This window comes from Metabacillus sp. FJAT-52054, assembly GCF_037201815.1.
GTDB lineage: Bacteria > Bacillota > Bacilli > Bacillales > Bacillaceae > Metabacillus_B > Metabacillus_B sediminis.
Window position 1 is genome coordinate 3366515 of sequence record NZ_CP147407.1, and the last position, 12762, is coordinate 3379276.

General features: G+C 42.4%; 11 protein-coding genes and 3 riboswitches. Of the genes, 3 read left to right on the top strand and 8 right to left on the bottom strand.

The annotated features are described in order from the left end of the window. Positions 1 to 25: 25 nt before the first annotated feature. Entirely contained in the window at positions 26 to 1078 is a 1053-nt protein-coding gene (locus tag WCV65_RS17615; RefSeq protein WP_035413583.1) for an iron ABC transporter permease, read from the bottom strand. Then, on the bottom strand, positions 1075 to 2079 hold the full coding sequence (locus WCV65_RS17620) for an iron ABC transporter permease (RefSeq protein ID WP_035413581.1): 1005 nt from the start codon (positions 2077 to 2079) through the stop codon (positions 1075 to 1077). The genes WCV65_RS17615 and WCV65_RS17620 overlap by 4 nt, the downstream gene beginning before the upstream one ends. 171 nt (positions 2080 to 2250) lie before the next feature. Between WCV65_RS17620 and WCV65_RS17625 the strand changes: the two genes are divergently transcribed. Together WCV65_RS17625 and WCV65_RS17630 are read left to right on the top strand one after the other, a co-directional pair. Beyond that, entirely contained in the window at positions 2251 to 3237 is a 987-nt protein-coding gene (locus WCV65_RS17625) for an iron-siderophore ABC transporter substrate-binding protein (RefSeq protein WP_035413580.1), read from the top strand. A gap of 116 nt (positions 3238 to 3353) precedes the next feature. Further along, a complete protein-coding gene (locus tag WCV65_RS17630) occupies positions 3354 to 4079 on the top strand; it encodes a ZIP family metal transporter (RefSeq protein ID WP_338778281.1) in 726 nt (241 codons plus the stop codon). A 60-nt stretch (positions 4080 to 4139) separates the two neighbouring features. On the opposite strand, the gene WCV65_RS17635 is transcribed toward WCV65_RS17630, so the two are convergent. The 5 genes from WCV65_RS17635 to tatA all read right to left on the bottom strand — a co-directional run bounded on the left by WCV65_RS17635 (position 4140) and on the right by tatA (position 9408). Then, positions 4140 to 5465, bottom strand: a complete 1326-nt coding sequence (locus WCV65_RS17635; RefSeq protein ID WP_338778283.1) for a TrkH family potassium uptake protein — start codon at positions 5463 to 5465, stop codon at positions 4140 to 4142. A gap of 3 nt (positions 5466 to 5468) precedes the next feature. After that, entirely contained in the window at positions 5469 to 6125 is a 657-nt protein-coding gene (locus WCV65_RS17640) for a TrkA family potassium uptake protein (protein ID WP_338778285.1), read from the bottom strand. Positions 6126 to 6215: 90 nt separating this feature from the next. After that, positions 6216 to 6364, bottom strand: a riboswitch (cyclic di-AMP (ydaO/yuaA leader). A 312-nt stretch (positions 6365 to 6676) separates the two neighbouring features. Next, positions 6677 to 7273: a DedA family protein gene (locus WCV65_RS17645; protein ID WP_035413454.1), complete on the bottom strand. Its 597-nt coding sequence runs from the start codon at positions 7271 to 7273 to the stop codon at positions 6677 to 6679. Positions 7274 to 7401: 128 nt separating this feature from the next. Next, positions 7402 to 8649, bottom strand: coding sequence for a dicarboxylate/amino acid:cation symporter (locus WCV65_RS17650; protein WP_338778287.1), 1248 nt, complete (start codon positions 8647 to 8649; stop codon positions 7402 to 7404). Positions 8650 to 8814: 165 nt separating this feature from the next. Continuing rightward, a riboswitch (cyclic di-AMP (ydaO/yuaA leader) is annotated at positions 8815 to 8961 on the bottom strand. Between the two features lie 249 nt (positions 8962 to 9210). Then, positions 9211 to 9408 carry a twin-arginine translocase TatA/TatE family subunit gene (gene tatA, locus WCV65_RS17655; protein WP_035413458.1) on the bottom strand — a complete coding sequence of 66 codons (198 nt, stop codon included), beginning with the start codon at positions 9406 to 9408 and terminating at the stop codon, positions 9211 to 9213. Positions 9409 to 9621: 213 nt separating this feature from the next. Then, positions 9622 to 9798, top strand: a riboswitch (Lysine riboswitch). 119 nt (positions 9799 to 9917) lie between these two features. Between tatA and WCV65_RS17660 the strand changes: the two genes are divergently transcribed. Next, entirely contained in the window at positions 9918 to 11351 is a 1434-nt protein-coding gene (locus WCV65_RS17660) for an amino acid permease (RefSeq protein ID WP_051860880.1), read from the top strand. A 73-nt stretch (positions 11352 to 11424) separates the two neighbouring features. On the opposite strand, the gene WCV65_RS17665 is transcribed toward WCV65_RS17660, so the two are convergent. Further along, positions 11425 to 12678: a cation:dicarboxylase symporter family transporter gene (locus WCV65_RS17665; RefSeq protein WP_035413460.1), complete on the bottom strand. Its 1254-nt coding sequence runs from the start codon at positions 12676 to 12678 to the stop codon at positions 11425 to 11427. Positions 12679 to 12762 lie beyond the last annotated feature (84 nt).

Genomic DNA, 12762 nt, shown 5'->3' on the forward strand with positions numbered 1-12762 from the left:
TCAAATTCGAGCCCATAGCTAATTTTTACGTATTCCTTGTTTTATATAGCAGGTAAATAAAATAAGGAGCCCCTATCGCTGCCGTAAACACTCCTGCCGGTACTTCTAGGGGTGAAAATACAGTCCTTCCGATCAGATCTGCAATCATGACCAGGAAGGCTCCGGCTATTGCCGATACAGGGAGCATGGCTCCATAGGAGGAGCCTACAAGTCTTCTGGCTATATGAGGGGCCATCAGTCCGACAAAACCGATTCCCCCGGCGAAAGCTACAGCAGTACCAGTCAAAGCTGTGCTGAGCGCCAAAAGCAGAAGTCTGTTGCGCTGCACCGCACTTCCTGCGCCTGTTCCCAGTTCATCTCCAAGCCCTTGCAGGTTGATCAGACGAATAACGATAATTGTAAGGAAAAGAAGCAGCAAGGTTAGTGGCAGCATGATTTTCACCTGCTGCCAGGTAGCTCCGTACACGGTCCCTGTAATCCAAGTATTTGCTTGTGAAGCTCTATAGATCGGCCCTTTAATCATCATAAGAGTGGTCATTGACTGAGCAAGAAGGGAGAAACCAATCCCTACGAGCACCAGTCTGAATGATGATGATCCACCCTTCCAGGAAAGGGCATATACGATAAACCCGACTGTAACAGCACCGATAAAGGATGCAACAGGCATCCATTGAATGCTTACGGTCAATGCATTATTTTTATCACTGAAAAGCGCCAAAAAAGTTACGACTGCAAAAGACGCTCCCCCTGTAATCCCGATAATATCCGGTGATGCAAGAGGATTTCGAATAATTCCCTGTAAAATCCCTCCTGCTACAGCAAGGCAGACACCAACTAAAATGGCAATCAGTATTCTTGGCAGCCGAAATGATGAGATGATGAGCATATTCATTTCTGAACCAAATCCGGTCAGTGTCTTGATTACTTCAAGCGGGCTCATCATGACCTCACCCGCTCCTGTACTGATGAAAAACCCGGCAAGCAAAACAGCTGCCATAATTATAGAAACTTTAAAAGCTTTTTTATCTATTAAAAATGAAACAGATTTTCCTATCCGAACAGTCCAATGCGTTTTCATGCCCGATCAAACCCCTTTCTTGCGATGTAAATAAAGAAAGGCGTTCCAATCAGCGCTGTCATAACTCCGACAGGCACTTCCTCCGGCATAACGACATATCGTGCCGCAATATCCGAAACAGTTAGAAGAATTCCCCCAAGTACTGCCGAATAAGGCAAGATCCACCGGTGATCGTTTCCAACAAAATAACGGGCCAAGTGCGGGATAACAATCCCTACAAAGCTAATCGGACCCGATATGGATACTGCCCCGCCTGCAAGGAAAATAACCGCAATGGCTGCAAAAATTTTCACAGTCCCAGTTTTCTGGCCAAGCCCCTTCGCTACATCTTCCCCCATTGTAAGGACATTAATTTTCGGGGCAAGGAATCCGCAGATGATAAAAGCCGCAGTCACATAAGGCAGCACTGCAATAAGAGATTCAAGCTTTCTCCCTTGAATGGATCCAGCCAGCCAAAACAGAACCTGATCCAGAGCTGCTTCATTTACAACCAGCAAGCCCTGAGTAAGTGAACTGAAGAGCGCAGCCATTGCAGCTCCCGCCAGCGTCAGCTTTACAGGCGTTAACCCCTCCCTGCCCATCGATCCAATAAAATAGACCGTTAAAGCAGCAGCGGCAGCACCAAGGAAAGAAAGCCACGTAAATGCCTGCAGAGATGAAACATGAAAAATTGATACGGCAGCGACTACAAAAAATCCCGCTCCCGCATTAATTCCAAACACCCCTGGGGAAGCAAGCGGGTTTTTCGTTAGCGCCTGCATGATGGCGCCTGCCATTGCAAGACTTGCCCCAACCAGAGCAGCAATTAAAGCACGCGGAAGCCTGACTGATGTAATGATAATATGTTCATTAGAGCCGTTAAAATCGGTAAATGCCTTGAATGCAATTGTCCAATTCGTACGCGCATAACCGTACACAATACTCGCACACATGGCAGCGGCAAGGATTAAAAACAGCCCTAATAATAGAATGAATTTTTGTGAGTGTGACTTAAGCAGCATATTTTTTCTCCGTATTTTGATCATCAGTTTTTGACTTTTCAAGTCTACGGTTATTGTAACAAATGAGAATGAATTTGAAAATCATTTTCAATTACGTGTTGACATCGCATACAAAAGCGACTTATTATTTTACTTGTAAATGAAAATCATTATCATATGGGGGGTTTATAGATGAGTCGTACATACAGAAAATCCTGGTTTAGCATCACCGCATTAATTCTTGCTCTTACCCTGCTGCTGGCAGCCTGCGGCGGCAATACAGAAAGTAAAAAGGAAGAAGCGAGTCCAGAAGAAGGGTATCAAGTGAAGCATGCCATGGGCGAAGCAAAAATCCCGAAAAAGCCTGAACGGGTTGTTGTTTTAACAAATGAAGGGACTGAAGCAGCGCTGGCAATGGGGGTTAAACCTGTTGGAGCGGTTCAATCCTGGCTTGGAAATCCTTGGTACGATCATATTAAGGACGATATGAAAGATGTGAAAGTAGTAGGAACAGAAAGTGAAGTTAACGTAGAGGCCATTGCTGCCCTAAAGCCTGACTTGATTATCGGAAATAAAATGCGCCAGGAAGCGGTTTACGAAAAATTGAGCGCCATCGCGCCGACTGTCTTCGCCGAAACGCTTCGCGGGGATTGGAAGGAAAACTTCTCCCTTTATTCCAAGGCTTTGGATCGTGAAGAAGAAGGAAAGAAAGTCATTGCAGAATTCGATGCACGAATTGACTCCATCAAAAAAGAAGGCGGAGATAAACTTTCCCAAAAGGTTTCAGTCGTCCGCTTTATGGCAGGAAAAACCCGCGTTTATTACAAGGACACGTTCTCAGGAGTTATCTTTGATCAGCTGGGAATCAAGTACCCTGAAGCAACGGATAAGCTGTTTGCTGATAATCAGGAAGATCTGTTTGTAAGAGAAGTAGGCAAGGAAGCGATCCCGCAAATGGATGGAGATTTGCTCTTCTATTTCACTTATGCTCCTGAGGGAGATACAGAAGCGGTAAAAACAGAAGAAGAATTCACAAAGGACCCTCTTTGGCAAAACCTTAGTGCTGTGAAAAACGGCAAAGCCTACAAAGTTGATGATGCCATTTGGAATACAGCAGGCGGTGTTTTGGCTGCAAACAAGATGCTGGATGAAATTGAACAATACATCGTTAAAAAATAATGCTGCTAAAAGCTGAAGGGAACTCTCCTTCAGCTTTTTTGATATCAGAAAGGAATACAGTTTTTCTCCTTGGGGTAAGGATAGAATAGACACTTAAGGAAACGGCTGGTGAAAATATGGGGCAGGCAGCACTATGGGGCGCTTTTGCGGGATCGTCCATTTTAATTGGCGCGCTATTAGGAATGCTTAAACGAATTCCTCCGCGGATGGTTGGATGGATCATGTCATTTGGAACAGGAGTCTTGATTGGGGCTGCTTCATTTGATCTGCTGGAAGAGTCTTTGGATGGAGGAGGAATCACTTCAACGACGATAGGCTTCATTGCAGGCGCATTGCTTTTTACGGTAAGCGAGCTCATTATTGCAAACAAAGGCGGGCATCAGAGAAAGCGGTCCAAGGAAAACCCTGAAAATCATTCCGGGGTATCAATTTTTATAGGAACAATTATTGATGCCGTTCCTGAATCGGTCATTATTGGAGTAAGTATTCTGCAGCAAGGCTCAGTTAGTGTTTTGATGGTAATTGCTGTGTTCATCAGTAATTTTCCTGAAGGATTATCCAGTACAACTGGTTTGATAAAAGATGGGTATTCGCGAAAGAAAATTTTATTTATGTGGGTAATCGTAGTTGTCCTAGCTACGGTCAGTTCATTGCTCGGCTACTCCCTTCTGCAAAATGCTTCACCTGTTTTCACGGCTTCAATAGGTGCCTTCGCTGCTGGTGGAATTATCGCAATGGTTGCTTCCACTATGATGCCGGAAGCCTATGAAGAAGGAGGTCCTGTCGTGGGAATGATTACTTCTTTAGGTGTTCTCTGCTCGATGATTTTATCTCAGCTATAAGTAAACAAAGTCCGCTTATTACAAGCGGGCTTTGTTTATACGGCTGAAACTTATCTTTCATTATCCAGTTAAGATATCCTCTTTCGGGTAACGCACAATCTCATTTCCAGAAGGTGTAGCAAGAGAATAAATAAGAGTTAACGGTCCAAGCTTGCCGAGGAACATAATAAATACGAGAACGATTTTACCAAAGTCTGTAAAGTTAGCCGTAACTCCCATAGAGAGCCCTACTGTACCAAATGCTGAGACTACTTCAAATACAATTTCCAAAAACGATTCATTTTCTGTAATCGTCATCAGGAAGACTGCTCCCATGATAAAAAGGATGGATATGATGGTAATGGATAGAGCTCTTACAATGTAACCTCCATCAAGAGCACGTCTGCCAATGGTGATTTCCTTTCTCCCCTTTAAGAAGGTCAGGGTAGCCAGAAAAATAACAATAGCTGTGGTCAGTTTGATTCCGCCCCCTGTTGAAGCACTTCCCGCTCCTATGAACATTAGAATCATGACAAAAAAGAGAGATGCTTCATGCATGGCTCCGATATCAAGTGTATTGAACCCTGCAGTTCTTGGAGAAACGGCCTGAAACCAGGATGCCCACAGCTTATCTCCCAGTGAGAGCCCTCCAAGCGTACCAGGGTTTCCATATTCCAGAACAAAAAGAATCAGCATAGATACAAGATTAATTACAAGTGTTGCAACCAGCATAATTTTTGTATGCAGGCTGAATTTTTTGAACTTCTTCTTCTGCCACATATCCACCAGCACAGTAAAACCAATTCCTCCCACAATAAACAGGCCGCTAATAACGATATTGATAATCGGGTTCCCAACATAGTTGATTAAGTTATTAGAGAAAAGTCCGAATCCTGCATTATTAAAGGCAGAAATTGCGTGGAAAAATCCATAGAACAAACCTTTTTTCCATCCTAGTTCAGGAACCCATACAATAGATAAAAAAATCATGGCAACAAATTCAATAGCAAATGCAAATATGAACATATACTTCACAAGCCGGATAACCCCGCCTATGTTCGTCTGATTCAATGCCTGCTGCATCACAATCCGGTCTTTAATCCCCACTTTTCTTCCAAGCATCATGTAGATCAGGACGGCAAATGACATGATTCCCAAGCCGCCAATCTGAATCAGCAGAGCAACAACGGTTTGACCAAACGTAGTAAACGCTGTGCTCGGATCTACGGAGGAAAGACCTGTTACAGTCATAGCAGATGTAGCGACAAACAATGAATCGACCCATGAGATTCCTTGAGTAGTGGATATCGGAAGTTTTAGCAGACAAGTGCCGGCAGCAATACCAATAGCAAATGTTAGAACAAGCAGTTGCGAAGGTTTAAGTTTAATGACTTTAGGCATCTTCATTCGCTACATTCCTTCCTCTTCAAAACGGGCTATATCTTTATTTTTTCCGATAACAAGCAGGATATCACCTTTTTCCACCGTTTCTTCAGCTGCTGGAGAAACAATCATATCTTCATTTCTCTGGATCCCAACGATATTGCAGGCGAATTTGGCCCGAATGTCCAGGTCATTTAAGGATTTACGGTTTATTTTATCAGTTGCGACTAATTCCACCATACTATGCTCTTTTGATAGCTCAATATAATCAATCATTTTTTCTGAAATGATATGGTGGGCAATTCTTTTCGCCATATCCCGTTCCGGATGAATGACACGTGTAACTCCGATTTTTTCAAGCACCCGCTGATGGTAATCATTTTGCGCCTTTGCCCATACCTCGGATATTCCAAGCTCTATAAGCAGTAAGGAAGTTAAAATACTTCCCTCAATATCGTCTCCCAATGAAACAAAAGCGTGATCCACATTACTGACCCCAAGCTGCTTCAGCGCTTCCTCATCCATGGAATTCGCCTGAACGGAATGGGTAGCATATGGTGCGTATTGATGGACCTTATCTATATTTTTATCAACAGCCAGGACCTCCCTGCCCAGATCATGAAACTCTTTTACAAGACTTCCGCCAAACCTTCCTAGTCCGAAAACAGCAAATTGTTTACTCACTGATGAAATCTCCCTTTATGTAGAATCCTTAAAAAATGCACAAAAAAGCACAGAGGAGTGTCCCTGTGCCGTTTACGAACACAAGTTTCATCTGCCTCTCCATTACGCTTACGAGGTTAGCTGTCGGGTTAGGGCATGAAGTAGCCCTTTCTAATAAGAAGAATTCACCCCAAGTGAAGGCAATAGCCACCACACAATAACGGGTCCCCCGCTCCAAAAGGATTGAGCGATAAAGGTAAGTGAAACATATAATTTTGAATGGTACGAAAGTATCTTACCTTTGATTGATTCGATAGTAAAGAGTAAAAATGTCCTTAAACCAAACAAAGATTGTTAAATTGTTTTTATTTGACGATCATACAGATAACATGCTCTTATAACCGGCCTAGTCCTTCTTCCTTCCATCTATTTAAGCCTCTTACTTTTGCAGGTATTTTTAACCTGGCCGTTCCCGCTTTTAAAAGAAAAGCTAAGTTAATATCTGCTATTCATTCATCAGCAGCATACATTAACTTAGCCAAAAGAAAAAACCCTGCAAACATCGGCAGAGTTTAAATGGTTTTGCGTTTTTTTGAACTTTTAGCAAAAAGATAAACGGCCATAACCAAAATAAAAATAATAACAATCGGAATAATAAATGGCTGGGCATATTCCTTAATATGCATCCAATTGCTTCCCAGCTGTATACCCAAAAACAGAAAGAGAATGGTCCACGGAATAATAGCAGCGATTGTATAAAGAGTAAACTTCCAGACAGGCATTTTAGCGATCCCCGCCGGAATGGAAATGGCATGTCTTACAACCGGAATAAACCTTGCTGAAAAAATAACACCGGTTCCATATTTTTCAAACCATTCTTCTGACATATCAAGGTGCTTCTTTTTAATGAGAAGATATTTACCGTACTTTTCAAGAATTGGCCGGCCTCCAAAATACCCAAGCCAATACAGGAAAAGCTGAGCAAAAGTCCCTCCGATCACTCCGGCTATAACCGCTCCAAACATTTCGATTCTTCCCAATGAGATCAGATAGCCCCCATATCCCAGGACAATTTCGCTCGGGATGATTTCAATCATCAGACCGATAGCAATCCCGAAATACCCCAAATCCGCTAACATTTCTAAAATACCAAATATAAATTCTTTCATTTGACGCTCCTTTGCTTTTCAAACAATCTTATATTCTACTATACGCCCGAAGCGGACAAGTATTCAACCTTATATTTATTGGTGAAGCATGAAAAAACCTGCAGCATGCCGGCTGCAGGTTTTTCCTATTACGTACTCTCCGCTATTTTATTATCGGGAGGTATACTCCCATTTTTCTTTTCCGATTCGGCTACAATTACCGCACACGCAGCATCCCCAGTGATGTTCACTGTAGTACGAGCCATATCCAATAGACGGTCAATTCCAAGAATAAGAGCAATCCCTTCTACCGGGAGATTAACTGAATTTAATACCAGTGCAAGCATAATCAGTCCGACCCCAGGAACTCCTGCCGTGCCGATACTTGCAAGCACCGCTGTAAGGACAACGGTTAATAGCTGTGTAACTGTTAGATCCTGTCCATATACCTGTGCGATGAATACAGTGGCAACCCCCTGCATAATCGCTGTACCATCCATATTAATGGTAGCACCGAGAGGCTGTACGAAGCCGCTGATTTGTTTAGGAACACCAAGATTTTTTTGAGCCGTTTCCATAGATACCGGCAAGGTCGCATTACTGCTGGATGTACTGAACCCAACTGTCATCGCGGGAGCAAAGCCTTTAAAGAACCAAACCGGGCTCTTTTTTGCCAAAAACATGATGCTTGAACCATACGTAAGGAATGCATGAATGACAAGAGCCAGTACGACAACGATAAAATAAAGCCCCATTGCTTTGATAGCATCAAAACCCTGGCTGCCTACTGCTGTCGCAATCAATCCAAACGTACCGTACGGGGCAAACTTCATGACTACCCCAACCAGATACATCATTAAATCATTTCCCTGTTCAAGAACCTTTTTAACTGCAGCTGTTTTTTCTCCAAGCATCGCAATACCAAAGCCGATGAAAACAGAGAAGGCGATGATTTGAAGCATATCTCCGCTTGCCATTGCTTCAATTGGATTCTTTGGGAAAATGTTTAAAAGCGTATCAGAAACAGAAGGTGCTTCCTCCGCTTTATATTCCGTATTTTTCGTGTCAAACTCTCCTGCATTTCCAGGCTGGATAACTAAGGCAAGACCAAGGCCAATGATAATGGCAATGGCAGTAGTCGATAGAAAATAGGCAATAGTTTTTCCGCCGATTCTTCCTAGTTTTTTCGGATCTCCCAGTCCTGCGACCCCTAATGTAATGGAGAAAAAAACAATAGGAACGACCAGCATATTGATTAAATTAAGAAAGATTTTACCTAAAGGAGTAAATAGAAAGGTATCGAGCTGCTTAAATAGGTCAGGGGATGTGATATTCAAGATAATTCCGACAATTCCCCCTGCAATTAAACCGATAATGATTTTTGTAGCTAATTTCATAGACTACCTCCTGTTGTTGAAATATTTAAAAAAACTATAGCTTGCTATTTTTTCCCATAACAAGCTGCCGTTAAACTCATAAATGGCGCAAAAAAAGCCGTGAGAAGAGATCTCACGGCTTTTACAGTCAAATTTAAATATGTTTCCAGCTTGACTTTCCCATTTGAAGTGTCTCTTCTCGCTTACGAGGTTAGCTGTCGGATTCGGACGAAGAGAAATGTCCTGCCTTCAATTAAAAGGATTCACCCCAAGTGCCACTGCACTGTGTTTTGGTTCCCCCGCTCCCTTTATGGGATTAAGCGCTCACATATGAACTTGTATTTTCATTATATACGAATAGTTTACTATTTTGCAATTATCAATTTATTCCTGCATAGACTGCATATCCACAACGTTCGCTCCACATAATGGAATTATTTTAACATGCTCCAGTTCTATATTTCCCCTCTATGGGAGGGGGGGTTTCCACCTCTCATCTAAATGAGGGCTCTGCAATAGCCAATCGGCTTAAGAGCATTCAGAGCAAAATAAAACAGCCTGCCTAAGCAAGCTGTAAATTCATCATGGACGTGCCTGTTCTTCTGTCTTTTTAGCCGCTGCCTTATCGTCGTCTTCTTCCATCATACCTCGTGTAGCATTTTTAAATTCACGAAGTGTTCTGCCCGCCGCTTTTCCAAGCTCCGGCAGTTTTTTCGGTCCAAATAACAGCAATGCTACGACTAAAATCAATAAAATTTCTCCAAACCCCAAACTGCCCATCTAAATAACCCCTTTGTGTTACAGTTTGTCACTCTTGCCTAAATTATAGGGGATACCATTAAGAATTCCAAGTTAATTCTAGGAAAAATCTAATTGTTCGCTTAATTCAAGGGATTATAAGGAATTCTTCTTTACCTGTTGACGGTATAAAGAAAATCATTTATTATTTTCAAGAATCGCAATTAAATACGTCAAAATCCTCACTCTATATCTCGGTGAGGTAGAGGTTGCACCAATTATGAGTAATTAGTCAGAAGCCGTTGGGGCTAGTGATGACTGCTGAAAGGAAAAGGTGCCGAAGCAATTTGAACCAACATTCAGATTTGCTGGGCCTGTATTAAATAAGTACAGGACTGCCGCAGTCTTCATCCGCGGAGCGCTATCAGGAGATAGGTTGAGGCGACTATGTATACAAAACGCATGGATTGCTCCATGCGTTTTTATTTTGTACATAATCTCATCTGTCTTCCTCAAGATAAGTAACATAAAGAAATAGGAGGATTTATAATATGGAACAAAAAAAATGGGGCTTCTGGCTTCTTTCCGCATTTGTTATCGGAAATATGGTCGGATCCGGTATATTCATGCTTCCGAGCACGCTTGCTCAAATGGCAAGTCCGATGGGGGCAGCCTCCGCCTGGCTGGTTACAGGTATTGGGGTATTAATGATTGCCTTCGTGTTTGGAAATCTTTCCATGAGAAAACCTGAACTCACCGGCGGACCGCAAAGCTATGCAAAGGCTATGTTCAAATCTGAAAAAAACGGTAAAATAGCTGGGTTTAGTATGGTTTGGGGTTATTGGGTGGCGAACTGGATCAGCAACGTAGCCATCATTACCAGCTTTGCAGGCTATTTATCAACGTTTCTTCCGGTTATGAAGGATCCTGCCGTTCTTTTCACCATCGGATCACAGGATTTTGAAAAAGGCAGACTTCTTACATTTGCTGTATGTACAATTTTGCTGTGGGGCACTCATACCATATTGGTTAATAATTTAAATGCTGCAGGCCGGTTAAATTTTGCCGCAACAGCTTCGAAAGTAATTGGTTTTATGCTATTCATCGGGGCGGCTCTGTTTGCTTTTCAGGGTGCTTCTACGGGGAAATGGTATTTCGATGTACAATCTGCTTCAGGTGAACCGCAGGGACTCTTCAAACAAGTTCAGCTTGCTGCTGTTTCTACACTTTGGGCCTTCGTTGGGATTGAATCCGCTGTGATCCTGTCGGGACGCGCCCGTTCACAGGCAGATGTCAAAAAAGCGACCATCTTCGGATTGTTTGTAGCATTGACCATTTATATGATTACCACCTTGCTGACTATGGGCGTTATTCCAAGAGAAGAACTTATGCAGTCTGATAAACCGTTTGTTGATGTACTGTCTCTTTTCATTGGAGACGGCGGCGGGATTGCGATGGCGGTGCTAGCATTGGTTTCCTTGTTCGGTTCTACTTTAGGATGGATTTTAATGAGTTCGGAAGTAGCCTACCAGGCAGCTAAATCAGGAATTTTCCCTGCCGCGTTTGGTAAAAACAATAAAAAGGGCAGTCCTATTGTTTCCCTTACGATTACAAACATTATGTCCCAGCTGTTTATTTTCTCTGTAATATCCGGAACGATCAGTGAGGCTTATACGTTCCTTACTACCTCTGCAACACTCGCTTACTTAATTCCGTACCTCGTTTCATCTATTTATTATTTGAAGCTGGTCATTAAGGGCGAGACGTTTAATGAAATGAAAGGTTCAAGAGTAAGAGAAGGAATCATTGCTTCCTTGGCCCTTTTGTACAGCGTGTATGTTATCATCTCAGGCACATCGGATTTAAAAACATTTTTCCTGGGAATAGGTTTATTCCTAGTCGGGTTTATCGTTTATCCGCTGCTTAACCGAAATAATAAAAAAGAAGGCGGGAAGCTTGATACAGACACAGAGACTTTGAAATAAACATACAAATTTATGACGTTAAAAATAGAAAAAAAGCCATAAAAAAGAAGCTGGCACAGTGCCAGCTTCTTTTTTACGCTGTCTTTCTTGCTTCCTCCAGCGGTACAGGCTTGAATTCACCTTCCCACTTCGAGATGACAACTGCTGCTAAAGAGTTTCCTACAATGTTTACTACCGTACGTCCCATATCAAGAAGACGGTCAATTCCTGCTATGAAGGCAAGACCTTCAACCGGAATTCCGACAGTTCCCAATGTTGCAAGCAGAACAACGAAGGAAACCCCAGGTACACCCGCTATTCCTTTAGATGTAACCATAAGCACAAGCATAAGAGTCAGCTGCTCTGCGATGGACAAATCAATGCCGTACATTTGGGCAATGAAAATGGCAGCAAGAGCCTGATAGAGTGTTGATCCATCTAGATTAAAGGAATATCCAGTCGGGATGACAAAGGAAGTGATAGCTTTTGGACAGCCGAACCGTTCCATTTTTTCCATAATCCTTGGAAGGACCGTTTCTGAACTGGATGTAGAAAATCCTAGGATCAGTTCATCTTTCAGAAGCTTGATAATATGAAAAATGTTTACTCCAACGATTTTTGCAGTAAGGCCAAGTACGACAAGAACGAAGAAAATCATAGTAGCGTATACTAAAATCATCAGCTTGCCAAGTGGTATTAAAGAATCAAGTCCAAACTTTGAAACGGTAATTCCAATAAGGGCAAATACACCAAATGGTGCGAACTTCATGACTTGATTTGTTACATAAAACATGGTGTCTGCTGCGCCCTGGAAGAATGCGAGAACCGGTTTTCCACGATCTCCAATAGCTGCTACACCTAAACCGAACATAACAGAGAAGAAGATAATTGCGAGCATGTCCCCTTCTACAAATGATTGAAAAATGTTTGAAGGTACAATATTGACGAATGTATCGGCAATCCCGTGACTTTCTACACCTTCAGCCGTATCAACATAGCTTGAAATATCGGTTTTTTCCAATCCATCCTTATCAACTCCCGCACCCGGCTGAAAAATATTAGCCGAAAGCAAACCGATGACAATGGCGATCGTTGTAATGATTTCAAAATAAAGAATTGTTTTCCCGCCAAGTTTTCCAAGTTTTTTGGTGTCACCAACACTCGCGACTCCAACAATAATACTGGAAATGACAATCGGAATAACAATCATCTTAATTAAACGCAGAAAGATATCTCCAATAGGCTGGAGGTAGCTTACGACCGTGGGGTTACCATAAAAAATAGCCCCTACCGCAATACCGAGCCCAAGACCTATCAATATTTGCCATGCTAAACTGATTTTCTTCACATAGAACAACCCCTTTACTGTAATGAATAATCCAAAAAAAGAAGAAATTGGGAACTAAGGGTTTAGAATACGCCTACTACTCTG